Origin of the sequence: Lentisphaera araneosa HTCC2155, assembly GCF_000170755.1 — a bacterium.
Taxonomy (GTDB): Bacteria; Verrucomicrobiota; Lentisphaeria; order Lentisphaerales; family Lentisphaeraceae; genus Lentisphaera; species Lentisphaera araneosa.
Genome location: NZ_ABCK01000005.1, coordinates 76,395 through 92,143 on the forward strand (window position 1 = coordinate 76,395; position 15,749 = coordinate 92,143).

A 15,749-nucleotide genomic window follows, 5' to 3' on the forward strand; every position below is an offset into this window, starting at 1 on the left:
GTATTTCAAACGATCTTTTAAGTCGCCGTCCCAAACACTCCTCACTCCCTCCTATTGACACTCCCCGGGGCGGCGACTTAAAAGATCTAGTAAATACACTTTAAACTGCCGTCCACTCCTCACTCCCTCCTATTTACACTCCCAACACTCCGGGCGGCAGTTTTTTCTTCCTCAAAGCACCTGACTGTCATTAATCTTTGCTAAGTCACAAATTACCTAGATTTTTGATCATTTTTATTGAGTGGCTTTTTTGCAAAAGCCATTAATGAACTATCTTAGGACTTGTTTAAATTTTAAAATCAACTTCCTATGAGTCTAGCTAATAAAATCAGATCAGTTTTTGTCAAAGATATCGGTATCGATCTTGGCACAGCAAACAGCCTTGTTTTCGTACGCGATCAAGGCATCGTCCTTAATGAACCCAGTGTAGTTGCTGTACACGAAGATACCGGAAAGGCTCTCGCCGTAGGTATTGAAGCGAAAAAAATGCTAGGTAGAACGCCAGGTTCCATCAGAGCGATTCGCCCCATGAAAGATGGCGTTATTGCTGATTTTGACATCACCGAGATTATGTTACGCTATTTCATTAACAAAGTTCACTCCCGCGCACGCAACCTCACCATGCCCCGTGTCCTCATTGCCGTTCCATCAGGAATCAATGAAGTTGAAATGCGTGCCGTCAAAGAAAGTGCCAAAAAGGCTGGTGCTGGAGAAGTAGAAACAATTTTCGAGCCCATGGCAGCTGCTATTGGCGTTGGCCTTCCTGTTGCCGACCCAACCGGCAACATGGTTGTTGATATCGGTGGCGGCACAACTGAAGTCGCCATGATTTCACTTGCCGGCATCGTGGAAAGTAAAAGTGTTAAAGTTGGTGGTGATGCCATGGACATGGCTATTACTAATCACGTAAAGAATAACTACAATTTAAAAATTGGTCCTAGAATGGCTGAGCAAATCAAGATTAATCTTGGCTCTGCATTCCCTCTTGAAGAAGGCGAACTAACAATGGAAGTTCGTGGTAATGACCAACTCGCTGGTTTACCAAAAGCCATCACCATTACGAGCACAGAGATCCGCGAAGCTTTAATGCCCCCAGTAACTGCCATTGCAGAATCTGTTCGTCAAACTCTTGACCGCTGCCCTCCTGAGCTATCAGCTGACTTAATTGACCATGGCATTTATCTCGCTGGCGGTGGCGCCCTATTGCGTGGCTTAGATAAATTACTTCGCCAAGAAACTGGCCTCCCAGTAACCGTTGCTGATGACCCCCTCTGTGCGGTGGCTAACGGTACAGGTTCTGCGCTTCAGAATATGGATACGCTCTTTAGAAACTCCCAAGAAGCAGCCAAGCGCAACAAAAAGTACCGCTAAGCAATGCCCTACCTCGTGACAATCCTCATCTGCTATTTATGCGGATCCATCCCCTTTGGTTTAATCCTATCAAGAATACATGGCATTGATATCCGTCAACATGGCAGCGGCAATATCGGCGCCACGAATGTCCTAAGAACTCTGGGTAAGAAATGGGGCTACAGCTGTTTTATCCTTGATTTTTTAAAAGGCCTAATCCCCGTCTTAATGATTCACTTTTACTTCACGAAAAATCATCCTGAACTTGCGAACACCGCAACCATCATTGCTTTACCTGCCACAATCTCAGGACATATATTTAGTATTTTCCTAAATTTCAAAGGCGGTAAAGGTGTTGCCACAGGTGCTGGCGCCGTCATGGCCCTCTGCCCTCCCGCAGTTATCCTTGCTTTAACAGTTTGGTTTCTCTGCTTCAAAGCCTCAGGCTACGTTTCTCTCGCCAGTATCATAGCTGCCATTACGGTCCCCATTTTTGCCATACTGCTCAATAAGATCAATTTCATTGAGACCAATCCAGCTCAGATCAGCCTGTTAATTATACTTGCGCTACTTGTTACCTATATGCACAAAGCTAACATCAAACGACTCTGTAATGGCACTGAAAGCTGCTTTAAAAAGAAGGAGAAGAAATCATGAAAATCACTGTTTTATCTTCTGGAAGCTGGGGCACTGCCTTAGCCAAGACGCTCTGCGATAATAATCACGATGTACACCTCTGGTCACGATCACAAGAATACTCTGATGCGATGGAAGCAAAGCGAGAAAACTTTCGCTACCTTCCTGGCTTTCCCCTGCCGGACTCACTGCATTTAACTGCGGATCTCGCAAAAGCGATCGAAAATACCGACCTCATTGTAACTTCTACGCCAACTCAATACGTTCGCCACAGCCTTGAAATGCTCAAGGAGCATAAAACGACGGCTCCCATCTGTAACGTCTCCAAGGGAATTGAAGTCAGCTCACTCCAACGAATCAGTGAAATTACTTCCGAAATACTTGGTGAAAGTCACCCCTTCTGTGTTTTAGTTGGACCCAGTCACGCTGAAGAACTCATCAAAAACATGCCTACCGCGGTGGTTGTTAGTTCACAATTTAACTACCTAGCAAAAATGGTTCAAAATGTGTTCATGAACCAAAACTTTCGCGTTTATACGAGCTCGGATTTAGTGGGCGTAGAGCTCGGCGGCGCCCTCAAAAATATCTTTGCGATTGCCGCAGGTGTGATTGATGGTTTAGGTCTAGGCGATAACACAAAAGCTGCATTAATGACTCGAGGCAATGTAGAAATGGCTCGCTTAGGTCGCGCACTCGGTGGATTTGAAGAAACCTTTAATGGTCTTTCGGGAATTGGCGACCTCATTGTGACTTGTACAAGTAAGCACAGCCGTAACCGTAGTGTGGGTGAGATGCTTGGCAAGGGTCTGAGTATGGACGATATCAAAGCAAAACTCGGCCACTCTGTTGCCGAAGGTGTCGCCACAACTAAAAGCGCTTACCAACTCGCTCAACAATACAAAGTTGAAGTCCCCATTATTGAACAATGCTATCAGGTTCTCTACGAAGATCGTTCTGCTGCCGAAGCCATTAACTACTTAATGACTCGTGACGCTAAACAGGAACGCAATTAATCAATGAGGACGGCTCTTCGCTATAAGCTTATTTTATTAGCTTTTTTCCTCTGTAGTTCATTCCAAGATGCTCCTAATCGCAATGTTCAATACTCTGGAAAAAACCCTGTAGTTCGCCCCGTAAAACACAGCAATGGAAACATCGAACTCAACGGCATCCTCTTTGATGCCAAAGCTGCAGAGCTGCGTTTTCCTGCTGAATACATTGTTGGCAGCGAGCACAATAAAGAATACCTCATAACAAGTAGTGATGCTCTGATACACGAAAGTTTATTTTATACCAAAATCCAAGCTTTCCATCTCCAGTTCATGCTCATCGTTTTGGGTGCCGATAACACTATACCACGCGAACAAAAAGGACGACGAGGCTCTATCATTGACATAGAAGTTGAATACACTGCCAACAAAAAGAAAGTCCGACGCAATATTGAAGCCTGGCTTAATGCTGAAGAAAAACCCATGAAACGCACCGGCTTTTACTTTCTCGGTTCCCGTATACACAACAAATTTTTCCAAGCCCAAGGTAGTGGTAAGATATGTTCCCTGTGGCACCAAGACGATGCCATCTTAGACATTATCCACCCCAAGAATGATGCCGGTGACTTATTCAGCCTCAACAAGAAAAATATTGCTATGCATAAATTTTCTAAAGTCAACATCATCTTAAGTCTTCGCAAGGAATAACTATGTCCAAACTCATTATCGAAGGTGGCACTGCCCTCAATGGCAGCATAAAAGTTTCTGGCAATAAAAACGCAGCTCTCCCCATGATTGCCGCCTGCCTTTTAACCGACAAAGCCATCACTCTCCACAATTTACCCGATATTCTCGACGTCAAACACATGCTTGAAGCTCTCCAGTCTCTGGGAGCTAGCATTGAAAGACATGCCGATTCAGTCACTATCCACGCCAAAGATCTCAGTAAATCTTCTCTTGACCATGAAACCTGCTCAAAAATCCGTACGAGCATCTTACTCGTGGCCCCCATCTTATACCGCACGGGGAAAGTTGAACTTCACCCGCCCGGTGGCGATGTCATTGGACGTCGTCGCTTAGATACTCACTTTTATGGCTTGGAAAAACTGGGTGCTAAGCTTACCGACTCTTTTCCTGCTTTTGTCTTTGAAGCCAAAGACGGCTTCTCTGGCTCCGACCTCTTTTTTGACCAAGCAAGTGTTACCGCAACCGAACACATCCTGATGGCTGCGGTCGTCGCAAAAGGGAAAACCTGGATCCGCAATGCCGCGAGTGAACCCCACGTTCAAAACCTCGCCGAAATGCTTATTAATATGGGGGCAAGAATTAAGGGCTTAGGAACCAACTGCCTAGAAATTGATGGCGTCAGTTCTCTCGATGGCGGAGACATCCATATTGGTGGTGATTATATCGAGGCAGCCAGTTTCTTGGCTCTCGGTGCAGCCACTGGCGGGGAGATCACTGTAACGGGCACTAACAAATCCGACTTCTGGATGGCTCGAAGAGTTTTTGAACGCCTCGGAATCCTACTCAATATGGAACATAGCCAGATTTCTATTGACCCCAATTCTCCTAGAAAGATCCAAGCTGATTTTGGTGGCGCTATCCCAGTCATTGACGATGGCCCCTGGCCTCAATTCCCCTCAGATATGATGAGTTGCATGATTGTTTTAGCGAGCCAAGTAGAAGGCACGGTACTCTTCTTTGAAAAAATGTTTGAGAGCCGACTCTATTTTGTCGACCGCCTCATTAGCATGGGGGCAAACGCTATTGTCTGTGACCCTCACCGCGTGGTAATCAGCGGACCTGCAAAACTAAGAGCCAATACTCTCAGCAGCCCAGACATCCGAGCTGGCATGGCTTTACTTGGAGGCGCCCTCTGCGCAAGCGGTACAAGTACCGTCAAGAATATTCAAATGATTGACCGTGGTTACGCCAATATTGAAAGCCGACTCCTACAGCTCGGTGCGAGAGTTCAACGAGTTAACTAATTAACTTTAAGAAATTTCTTGCAAGGAGCTGATGATCGAATTTAAAAGTTCATCAGCTTCACTGCGATCGACAAGATTTGCTGGGAAGGACAAGTTAAGAACCACTTCATTCTGATGCGTGGAAGTTGCTAAGCAGTAAAAAGGTTTATTCACTAAATGAGTCGCTGGAATATGATAGCAATGAAGTAGCTTCATTTGACCATACTCTTTCTGTAAACCCGTCTCACCGATATTAGTTACAAGTCCAACAGCATTTTGATTCTCCTGAACTGCACTTAAGAACTTTGGAGCTTCTGGAAACTTCTTTATTGCCATCGAGCGAACAAATTTGTCAAAAGCAAATTGAATGGGTGTACATTTTTCATTGAACTCTGTTTTAAACTGTCCCGTAACTGCAGATAGCTTAGTCGATTTGCCAAATTTATAACCCACTTCTATCGTTCCAACTGCATAATTTAAGGCCTCATAGTCACTATCATTTGCATAGGGGCGTGTATCCACTGCAACGAAAGAATGAAGTGGCTTATGAAGGTCATATTTTTTTGCAATCTCATTTAGAAAAACTGTTGTTACAGTCGAGGTGAAAGATGCTTCATAGAGTCGACTAAAGGATAAAATTTTACTTAAGCTAGCTGAATCAATACGCTTGCTGACATACGAGGTAGATGCTGAAGTGCTTGATTTAGGTTCAACTGAACTTGGAATAAGAGCTTTCCTCGCAAATTTGTTTTTGATCCCCCAAGAATAAGTCTTCAAAGTTTGCATTACATCTTTTTGCTGAGAATAGGAATGCTCAAAACTTTTAATCGGTTCAGATTGAGGTATTTCATAGTTGCTATCAGCCATTGATTTCAATAAGTAATCAAAGAATTTCACCCCTGCACGACCATCGGCTAACATGTGATTAAAACTTAAAACTAAACTATGTTGATAACGACCTATGGAAATGATTTTCAGGTTCCAAAATGGACAAGCTGTGATCGGTGTATTGAGACATTTGTCGATGATGTAATTGCGTTCATCTTTATTTTTTACAGAATAACTCTCTAAGGGTACATCTTCTAATTCCCCTTGAACGTAATAAAGTTTATCGCCCTTAGAAGCAATATCATAGCTAAGTATAGCCTGTGATTGAATCAGTTTAACTAGCGAGTCATGTAACAAAGCTTCATTTAAAGCTCCACTGAGTTCTGCAATCACGATAAAATTGTTTGAATCAAGCTCCCCCACTCTCTGCCAAGAATGCTCCGTAGGACTTAATTGTCTTAACATATTTTTACACCTAAAAAATGAATTATCAAAAGATACATCTTAATATATTCTTAACATTCTTTATATGAAACGGTTCTCGTAAAATAAAATGTTTTTTTTCTTGTTTTTTGGTGTGTTTTCGGCAAACAACTTTGAAATACCACAAGTCAAAAAAAAGCCCAGCCTCTTGCGAGCTGGGCTTTAAAACTTATTTAAACTCTTAGGAGTGGATTTCCTGTAAGCTTAAGACACCAAATGACTTGCCTGCACCTAAGTGCTTTAAGCCCGACACTGCAGAAGCAAGTGCTGGAATCGTAGTCGTCATTGGGACACCATTCATAATGGCTGCCGCACGCATGGCGACTTCATCTTTACGAGGTTGAGAGCCCGTTGGGGTATTGATAATCCACTTGATCGTACCATCTTTGATGAGATCTAAAGTATTGGGCTGACCTTCGCTAATTTTGAAGAGAGCATTCACTTTAACGCCCTGCTCATAAAGGAAAGTAGCCGTACCTTGAGTTGCATAAAGTTCGTAACCAAGATCAACAAGATCTCTCGCATGCTCAACAATTTTCGGCTTATCGCGATCCATTACAGTGATGAATACAGCGCCACCTTGAGGGATCTTGTTACCGGCCATAACCTGAGCTTTTAAGAAAGCTAAGCCAGAGTTATCAGAAATACCCATAACTTCACCAGTCGATTTCATTTCTGGCGAAAGGATCACATCGTGACCAGGGAATCTAACAAATGGGAATACAGCTTCTTTCACAGACCAGTACTTGGCTTCAACTTCTTGCGTGAAACCGAGTTCTTTGAGTGATGTACCCGCCATTACAAGTGAAGCGTACTTCGCCATTGGAACACCAATTGCTTTAGATACATAAGGCACTGTACGTGAAGCACGGGGATTCACTTCAATAATATAAACTTCACCACTCTGCACAGCATACTGAATATTCATGAGACCACGAACTTTAAGAGCTTTTGCTAAGTTATACGTATGCTGGCGAATCACATCTTTAACACTGTCTGTAAGAGTCATTGATGGAATACATGTAGCTGAGTCACCTGAGTGAACACCTGCGGGTTCAACGTGCTCCATGATGGCACCAATAACAGAAGTTTCACCATCAGAAATACAGTCAACATCTACTTCCACTGCGTCATCAAGAAATTTATCTACAAGGATTGGTTTATCATCAGAAACATCTACGGCCGTCTCCATATATTTACGGAGTTCGGGTTCATCATAGACAATCGCCATTGCGCGACCACCTAGAACAAAAGAAGGACGAACGAGAACTGGGTATTCAATTCTATCGGCAATGGCTACTGCTTGCTCAACATTAACCGCAATACCATTAGCTGGCTGTTTAATATCTAATTCAGTAACGAGCTTTTGGAAGAAATCACGGTCTTCTGCTTGCTCAATACTTTCAGGACTTGTACCAATAACATTAACGCCATTCGCTTTTAGGTCCGCAGCCAAGTTAAGTGGAGTTTGACCACCAAACTGAACAATAGCGCCATCACATTCTTCGGATTCATATATAGCTAAAACATCTTCTAGAGTTAAAGGCTCAAAATAAAGTTTATCTGAAGTATCGTAATCTGTAGAAACAGTTTCAGGATTGGAGTTAACCATGATTGTTTCAAACCCTGCTTCACGGAGTGCAAAAGATGCATGAACGCAGCAGTAATCGAATTCAATACCTTGTCCAATTCTATTGGGACCGCCACCGATAATCATGATCGTCTTCTTATCATTTGAAGGGCGAACTTCATTGATTTCAGAATAAGTCGAATAGTAATAAGGAGTCACAGCCGCGAACTCAGCTGCACAAGTATCAACTAAGTTGTAAGATGGAGTTAAACCAATCTTTTTACGAGCAGCACGTACTTCGTCAGCTTTTGTAAAAAGAAGGTAAGCAATTTGCGGATCCGAGTAACCAAACTCTTTAGCTTGACGGAAGAGTGCGATATCAGCACTTAAACCGGCCAAATCACCCGCTGATTTAATTTCATCTTCGTAGGCGACTAATTCTTCTAAATGACTAAGGAACCAAGGATCAATAAAGCAAATATCAAAAACCTTCTCCATTGACCAACCACGCTTGAACGCCGCTCTAAGAGCAAAAGTACGCTGCGAGTTTGGATCTTCGAGTAATCTTTTGATCTCTTCATCACTGGCATTTTCAAAAGGAGCATCTTTGCCATCGGCACCGAAACCAAAACGACCAAGTTCCATACCACGTAAAGCTTTTTGAAAAGATTGTTTAAAAGTCTTACCGATTGCCATCACTTCACCAACAGATTTCATCTGTGTATTAAGTGAATCTTCAGCACCCGCAAACTTTTCGAAAGTGAAACGAGGAATCTTTGTGACAACGTAATCAATTGAAGGCTCGAAACAAGCGGGAGTCGATTTAGTAATGTCATTTTGTAATTCGTCGAGCGTGTAACCTATAGCGAGTTTTGCTGCAATTTTAGCAATTGGGAAACCCGTTGCTTTAGAAGCGAGCGCCGATGAACGCGACACACGTGGATTCATCTCGATAATAACCATACGGCCAGTTTTTGGACATACCGCCCATTGAACGTTTGAACCACCAGTTTCTACGCCAACTTCACGCAAAACGGCAATTGATTTATCACGCATGATTTGGTATTCACGGTCAGTCAAAGTTTGAATGGGAGCTACTGTAATTGAGTCACCGGTGTGAACACCAACGGGGTCAAAGTTTTCAATTGAACAAACAATGATCGCATTATCATTTTTATCGCGAACAACTTCGAGTTCATACTCTTTCCAACCGAGAATAGATTCGTCAATCAAAACTTCATTTGTAGGACTCATGTCCATACCCGTTTTACAAATGCGATCGAACTCTTCATCATTGTAAGCAATACCGCCACCAGATCCACCCATAGTGAAACTCGGACGTATAATAAGGGGATATTCTCCACCTAACCATTCACGGACTTTATAGCAACCTTCCATATCAGTTGCCGTAGCACAGCGTGGCATATCGAGACCAATACCTTCCATCAATACACGGAAACGGTCACGGTTTTCTGCTTTATCAATAACGTCTGGTGTCGCACCGAGCATCATTACATTATATTTTTCTAAAATACCTTCATCATGCAAAGCAATTGCTGCATTAAGTGCTGTTTGGCCACCGAGTGTTGGCAGAACCGCATCGGGGCGTTCGCGTTCGATGATTTTTTCAAGGAATTCAGTTGTGAGTGGCTCTATGTATGTACGATCAGAAAATTCTGGATCGGTCATAATTGTTGCAGGATTACTGTTTACGAGAACAACTTCGTAACCTTCTTCTCTGAGTGCTTTACAAGCTTGAGTTCCGGAGTAATCAAATTCGCAGGCTTGACCAATAACAATGGGGCCTGATCCGAGGAGTAAAATTCTTTTTATGTCATTGCGTTTAGGCATCTAGGACTCTCTTAAAATCTAAAAATTAAGGCTTTATCTATATCGAAGGAAATAGAAACTAAGGACGCATTTTTGCAAGGTAGATATTTTTTTTTAGAAGGCTTTTTTTACCATCTCACAAAGTCTTAAAAAAGAATCCCTTAAGAAGGTCTAATAAGTCTACCCTCAGATCACCTTTATGATGAAAAAACTCTTTTATGACGAGTAAATAAATACTCTTTGATTATATTCTGACAATTAAATCATGGAGACCAGAAAAAGATATGAAAATTTTCCTTAAAGGGATGCTAATGGGAAGTGCCGATGTTGTCCCCGGTATTAGCGGAGGAACTCTCGCGCTCATCGTTGGGATATACGAAAGACTGATCAATGCTCTTAAGAACCTTTCCCCCACTCTCATTATTAATCTATTGAAAAAAATCTTCTTTTGTACATCAAAACAAGGGCGCAGCGATTTTTTAAATGAGTTCAAAAAAATCGATGGACTCTTTCTCTTCACACTAGGCGCAGGCGTCGTTACGGCGGTCGCTATAGGTAGTAGTTTTATACCTTATTTAATTATCAATCATACAGAGCTCACTTTCTCCTGCTTCCTAGGCCTCATCATCCCATCTATTTTTCTACCATGGAGAATGATTAAAGAACGCAAGACTTCTTCATACCTGTTTTTCTTAATTGGACTCGCCATTACTGTGGGCAGTACCTTGGCCGCCAAAGGAGATGTCTCCTCCTCCCATCAAGCGATCAGCTTCACCCAAGCTACGTGGATTTGTTTCAGCTCAGCTTTCATTGCGATTTGCGCAATGATCCTCCCTGGCATTAGTGGATCCTTCATCCTCATGCTACTCGGTCAATATATCTTCGTACTAGGTTTAATCACCCGCTTCATATCCTTAATGACAGGTCGAACATCAGAGAGCAAAGCCGAGGCTCTAAGCTTGGTCGCACACTTCTCGAATATTCAAACAATTAGTTTACTTTGCATCTTTGCACTCGGTTGTCTCCTTGGGCTTGGGATCATGAGTCGAGTCATCCACAAAGCTTTAGAAAAATTCCACGATAACACCATGGCTTTACTCACCGGAATGATTGCGAGCTCACTCTATGTTTTGTGGCCCTTCAAAATCGACATGCTCAATGCCGACGGCTCTGTCCTTGCCAATAAAGGAAAATGGATCCCTCGCGCCTACAACACCCTGCCAGATTTTAGCTCCAGTACTTTTCTGCAAGCAGCAATAATTTTTGCTTTCAGCTTAGGCCTCTCCCTCTTCATTATAAGAAAGGGCAATAAAGCCTAATAAAAAAGGCCGCCCTTAGGCGACCTTTTCACTAGATTAACTGAGTCCTAAAATTAGAACCAGTCAACGTCCCTTACGGCACCCTTATCTGCAGAAGTCGCCATGGCTCCATAAGCTTTAAGAGCTTTGGAGATTGTACGCTTTCTGTTAATTGGCTGCCAAGGCTTTTCCGATGCTTCCATAGCTGCGCGACGCGAAGCCAATTCTTCATCAGAAATATCAATCGCAATGATGCGGTTAGGAATATCAATCTTGATCATGTCACCTTCTGCAACAAGTCCAATAGCTCCACCTGAAGCTGCCTCAGGAGAAACGTGACCAATCGAGAGACCTGAAGTGCCGCCAGAGAAACGTCCATCAGTAATCAAAGCACAGGCCGCACCAAGTCCACGTGACTTGAGGTAAGTCGTTGGATAGAGCATTTCCTGCATACCAGGACCGCCCTTAGGACCTTCATAACGAATAATGACCACATCGCCTTCGACAACTTTATCACCTAAAATTGCGGCAACCGCAGCATCTTGGCTTTCAAAAACTCTTGCAGGACCATTAAATTTCAAGATCGACTCATCAACACCCGCAGTTTTTACAATGCAGCCATCTTCAGCTAAGTTACCATAGAGAACCGCTAAACCGCCATCTTGAGAGTAAGCATTTTCCTTGTTGCGAATACAACCGTTTTCACGGTCATCATCAACGGAATCGTAGCGACAATCTTGACTAAAAGCTGTCTGAGTTGGAACGCCCGCAGGGCCTGCTCTAAAGAACTCTCTTACTTCCGCGTCATCGCTTTGAACAATATCATATTTCTTAAGCGCATCAGCCATCGTGGGACTGTGAACTGTGCTTAAGTCAGTTTTTAAGAGACCTGCACGATCCAATTCACCTAAGAGACCAAAAATACCGCCAGCTCTGTGAACATCTTCCATGTGGTAATGCTGTACTGAAGGTGCCACTTTACAAAGGTTTGGCACTTGGCGAGACAGACGGTCAATGTCTTTCATTGTGAAATCGATGCCACCCTCTTGGGCTGCTGCCAAGATGTGCAATACAGTATTTGTAGAACCACCCATAGCAATATCGAGTGTCATAGCATTTTCAAAAGCTTCAACAGTCGCAATTGAACGAGGCAAGACTGAATCGTCAAATTTTTCGTAATAACGTTTAGAATTTTCAACGATGAGTTGACCTGCTCTCAAGAAGAGTTGCTTACGGTCAGCATGAGTTGCTAAAGTCGAACCATTACCTGGAAGCGAAAGACCGAGAGCTTCAGTCAAACAGTTCATTGAGTTTGCGGTAAACATACCAGAACAAGAACCACAAGTTGGACACGCAGAACGCTCATAGTTCTCGGCATCTTCATCACTTACGTTGCGGTCTGCACCTGCAATCATCGCATCAACCAAGTCTGTGGCTCGAGTTGTTCCATCGGCCAGTTTAGTTTTACCCGCTTCCATGGGGCCACCAGAAACAAAGACAGCTGGGATATTTAAACGCATTGCCGCCATTAACATACCAGGAGTAATTTTATCGCAGTTAGAAATACAAACGATGGCATCAGCTTTGTGACCATTCACCATGTACTCAACCGAGTCAGCAATGATTTCACGAGAAGGCAAACTGTAAAGCATGCCGTCGTGACCCATCGCAATACCATCATCAATCGCAATCGTATTAAATTCTTTCGCCACACCACCGTGCTTTTCGATTTCTCTGGCAACTAATTGGCCCATATCCTTTAAGTGAACGTGACCTGGAACAAATTGAGTAAAAGAATTTACAACCGCAATAATTGGTTTACCAAAATCTTCATCTGTCATTCCAGTTGCACGCCAGAGAGCGCGAGCCCCTGCCATATTACGACCTTCAGTCGTTGCTTTCGAGCGATAATTACCCATGTCTTAATACCTTATATATAATATGCTTTAAAATTGCCCCTATTTTATCGCGCCTTATGACATACTCAATTCACAACAATCATTTTTTACCTAATTAAAGAGTTTATCAGCAAATTGTACCTTCAGAATCTAATTAAGTCAAAAACACACCTATTTTGAAAAAACCTATTTTAGGTTACATTTTTGTAATAAATATATTTTAATTCATTTTTTACGTTGTTTTAACGACTTAAATGCCCTTTTTGCTAAATTTTGACTTGGAAAAGAAGCCTCAATACGTACATTTGAGACGCAGATTGAAAGAATAATGAAATCATTTACATAATTGTAATGATTAGAACTTTAGGTAAATAAAAATGAAAGAACAAATTGTTGTTATTGGTAATGGCATGGTCGGTTACAAATTTTGTGAACGACTCCTCGAAAAAGACACTCAAAAGAAATTTCAAATCACGAGCTTCTGCGAAGAACCTCGCCCCGCTTATGACCGAGTCCACCTCTCTTCCTACTTTGATGGGAAGACTGCTGATGATCTTCTTATGGCAAAAATCGAGTGGTACGAAGAAAATGGCATCACACTTCACCTCGGTGATAAAGCGACGATTATTGATCGCAAAGCTAAACTCGTCACATCTTCAAAAGGCTTAACTATCCCTTACGACAAACTCATCCTCGCTACGGGCTCAGATGCTTTTGTTCCTCCAGTACCAGGTATTGATAAGGAAGGTGTTTTTGTTTACAGAACAATTGAAGACCTCGATCAAATGCTTGAATACTCTAAAAAAGTAGACACTTGTGCCGTTATCGGTGGCGGTCTACTTGGCCTTGAAGCAGCCAAAGCGGCGCAAGATATGGGCCTTAAAACTGAAGTTGTTGAATTTGCTCCGCGTCTCATGCCTAGACAGCTTGATGAAGAAGGCGGTGAAATGCTGAAAAATCTTATCGAAGACCTCGGCATTAAAGTTAACTGCAGTAAGGCTACATCAAACATCGCCGGCGAAGGCAAAGTAACGGGCATGGAATTTGCCGATGACACCTCTCTTGAAACCGAAATGATTATTGTCTCCGCAGGTATCCGCCCTCGTGACGAAATTGCGCGTGAAGCAGGCCTCACACTCGGCCCACGCGGCGGCATCCTCGTCAACGATCAGCTGAAAACTTCTGATGAAGATATTTATGCTATCGGAGAATGTGCTCTTTACAACAACATGATTTATGGCCTCGTCGCACCTGGTTATACTATGGCTGATGCTGTAGCCGAACAGCTCCTTGGTCGCGATGCTGAATTCACGGGCGCTGACATGTCAACAAAACTCAAACTGCTCGGTACAGACGTAGCAAGTTTTGGTGATATTGACCCACAAGGTGTAGCGGTTAAACATTTAAAATTCAACAACCCACACTCAGGTGTTTACAAAAAAATCGTCGTTTCTGAAGATGGCGAAAAACTTTTAGGCGGGGTTCTTGTAGGTGATGCCGAAGAATACGGTACTCTCCTTCAGATCTACCAAAATGGCATGAAGCTTCCTGAGGATCCAATGGCTCTCATCCTTCCTGCAAATGACGATGCTCAAACGGGTATTGGTATTGGTGACCTTCCTGATACAGCACAGATTTGTTCATGTGAAAATGTGACAAAAGGCGACATCTGCAAAGCGATTGACGAAGGTTCTTGCAGCGTTGGCGAACTTAAATCTTGCACAAAAGCTGGTACAGGTTGCGGTGGATGTATGCCACTTCTCACAGACCTCTTTAAGCATCAAATGGCAGAATCAGGCGTTGAAGTTTCTAACGCTCTCTGCGATCACTTTGATATGTCTCGTTCAGAAATGTATGACCTCGTTCGTAAAACGGGTATTGATAACTACGCCACACTTCTTGCTAAACACGGTAAGGGTATTGGTTGCGAAGTCTGCAAACCCACTGCCGCTTCTATTTTTGCTTCAGTATTCAATCGCCCTATCCTTGAGCATGCTCCACTTCAAGACACCAACGACATCTACTTAGCCAACATTCAGAAAGATGGGACGTACTCAGTCATCCCACGTATCCCAGGTGGCGAAATCACTCCTGATAAACTCATCGTCATTGGCCAAGTTGCTAAAGACTTCAATCTCTACACAAAGATTACTGGTGGCCAACGCGTTGACCTTCTCGGTGCACGTCTCAATGATCTCCCTAAAATTTGGCAAATCCTCGTAGATGCTGGTTTCGAATCAGGTCACGCTTACGGTAAATCACTCAGAACAGTAAAATCTTGTGTTGGTGAAACTTGGTGCCGTTACGGTGTGGGTGATTCTACTTCTCTCGCTATTCGCGTTGAAGAACGTTACCGCGGTTTGCGCTCTCCGCACAAACTCAAGTCAGCCGTTTCTGGCTGTACTCGTGAATGTGCCGAAGCACAGAGTAAAGACTTTGGTATCATTGCCACAGAAAAAGGTTGGAACCTCTACGTTTGCGGTAATGGCGGCATGAAGCCACGTCACGCAGACCTACTCGCTGCTGACCTCGATGAAGAAACGCTGATTAAATATATTGACCGCTTCCTGATGTATTACGTCAAAACGGCTGAACGTCTCGAACGTACTTCAACTTGGATGACCAAACTCGAAGGCGGCCTAGACTTCCTCAAAGATGTTGTCATCAATGATTCCTTAGGAATCAACGAAGAACTCGAAGCTCAAATGCAGCACGTGGTTAACACTTATGAATGTGAATGGAAAAATACAATTAATGATGAAGAAAAAATGAAGCGTTTCACTCACTTTAACAACTCAGAAGCACAAGACGAAACAGTTGAATTCGTACTCGAACGCGATCAAATTCGCCCCGCAAACGAAGAAGAAAAACTCAAGGTCACAATTTAAGGAAAATCA

At 43.1% G+C, this 15,749-nt stretch carries 10 protein-coding genes; 7 read left to right on the plus strand and 3 right to left on the minus strand.

Annotated features, from left to right (window positions below; translation table 11 throughout):
- Positions 1–309 precede the first annotated feature (309 nt).
- From LNTAR_RS06110 to murA, 5 genes are read left to right on the plus strand one after another with little or no spacing between them, the layout of a single operon-like run.
- The gene (locus tag LNTAR_RS06110) at positions 310–1,371 is read left to right on the plus strand and encodes a rod shape-determining protein (protein ID WP_007277783.1); all 1,062 of its coding nucleotides are present in this window, start codon (positions 310–312) and stop codon (positions 1,369–1,371) included.
- Between the two features lie 3 nt (positions 1,372–1,374).
- Positions 1,375–2,007 (plus strand): glycerol-3-phosphate 1-O-acyltransferase PlsY, encoded by a 633-nt coding sequence (plsY, locus tag LNTAR_RS06115; RefSeq protein ID WP_007277784.1) that lies wholly within the window; start codon positions 1,375–1,377, stop codon positions 2,005–2,007.
- A complete protein-coding gene (locus LNTAR_RS06120; protein ID WP_040914363.1) occupies positions 2,001–2,999 on the plus strand; it encodes an NAD(P)H-dependent glycerol-3-phosphate dehydrogenase in 999 nt (332 codons plus the stop codon). The genes plsY and LNTAR_RS06120 overlap by 7 nt, the downstream gene beginning before the upstream one ends.
- Positions 3,000–3,002: 3 nt before the next feature.
- Positions 3,003–3,683, plus strand: a complete 681-nt coding sequence (locus LNTAR_RS06125) for a YdjY domain-containing protein (RefSeq protein ID WP_007277786.1) — start codon at positions 3,003–3,005, stop codon at positions 3,681–3,683.
- A 2-nt stretch (positions 3,684–3,685) separates the two neighbouring features.
- A complete protein-coding gene (murA, locus tag LNTAR_RS06130) occupies positions 3,686–4,966 on the plus strand; it encodes a UDP-N-acetylglucosamine 1-carboxyvinyltransferase (protein ID WP_007277787.1) in 1,281 nt (426 codons plus the stop codon).
- Positions 4,967–4,972: 6 nt separating this feature from the next.
- Here murA and LNTAR_RS06135 read toward each other — a convergent pair whose 3' ends face one another.
- Both LNTAR_RS06135 and carB read right to left on the minus strand, forming a co-directional pair.
- A complete protein-coding gene (locus LNTAR_RS06135) occupies positions 4,973–6,238 on the minus strand; it encodes a condensation domain-containing protein (protein WP_007277788.1) in 1,266 nt (421 codons plus the stop codon).
- Between the two features lie 199 nt (positions 6,239–6,437).
- Positions 6,438–9,677, minus strand: a complete 3,240-nt coding sequence (carB, locus tag LNTAR_RS06140) for a carbamoyl-phosphate synthase large subunit (protein WP_007277789.1) — start codon at positions 9,675–9,677, stop codon at positions 6,438–6,440.
- A gap of 263 nt (positions 9,678–9,940) precedes the next feature.
- On the opposite strand from carB, the gene LNTAR_RS06145 reads away from it, so the two are divergent.
- Positions 9,941–10,975 (plus strand): DUF368 domain-containing protein, encoded by a 1,035-nt coding sequence (locus LNTAR_RS06145; RefSeq protein ID WP_007277790.1) that lies wholly within the window; start codon positions 9,941–9,943, stop codon positions 10,973–10,975.
- Between the two features lie 53 nt (positions 10,976–11,028).
- Here LNTAR_RS06145 and ilvD read toward each other — a convergent pair whose 3' ends face one another.
- Positions 11,029–12,873 (minus strand): dihydroxy-acid dehydratase, encoded by a 1,845-nt coding sequence (gene ilvD / locus LNTAR_RS06150; RefSeq protein ID WP_007277791.1) that lies wholly within the window; start codon positions 12,871–12,873, stop codon positions 11,029–11,031.
- 356 nt (positions 12,874–13,229) lie between these two features.
- Between ilvD and nirB the strand changes: the two genes are divergently transcribed.
- Positions 13,230–15,740, plus strand: coding sequence for a nitrite reductase large subunit NirB (nirB, locus tag LNTAR_RS06155; protein WP_007277792.1), 2,511 nt, complete (start codon positions 13,230–13,232; stop codon positions 15,738–15,740).
- Positions 15,741–15,749 lie beyond the last annotated feature (9 nt).

Bases quoted from the DNA above. Each gene is read 5' to 3' on its own strand.
- LNTAR_RS06110 (WP_007277783.1), top strand. From the start codon at position 310: ATGAGTCTAGCTAATAAAATCAGATCAGTTTTTGTCAAAGATATCGGT.
- plsY (WP_007277784.1), top strand. From the start codon at position 1,375: ATGCCCTACCTCGTGACAATCCTCATCTGCTATTTATGCGGATCCATC.
- LNTAR_RS06125 (WP_007277786.1), top strand. From the start codon at position 3,003: ATGAGGACGGCTCTTCGCTATAAGCTTATTTTATTAGCTTTTTTCCTC.
- murA (WP_007277787.1), top strand. From the start codon at position 3,686: ATGTCCAAACTCATTATCGAAGGTGGCACTGCCCTCAATGGCAGCATA.
- LNTAR_RS06135 (WP_007277788.1), bottom strand. From the start codon at position 6,238: ATGTTAAGACAATTAAGTCCTACGGAGCATTCTTGGCAGAGAGTGGGG.
- carB (WP_007277789.1), bottom strand. From the start codon at position 9,677: ATGCCTAAACGCAATGACATAAAAAGAATTTTACTCCTCGGATCAGGC.
- LNTAR_RS06145 (WP_007277790.1), top strand. From the start codon at position 9,941: ATGAAAATTTTCCTTAAAGGGATGCTAATGGGAAGTGCCGATGTTGTC.
- ilvD (WP_007277791.1), bottom strand. From the start codon at position 12,873: ATGGGTAATTATCGCTCGAAAGCAACGACTGAAGGTCGTAATATGGCA.
- nirB (WP_007277792.1), top strand. From the start codon at position 13,230: ATGAAAGAACAAATTGTTGTTATTGGTAATGGCATGGTCGGTTACAAA.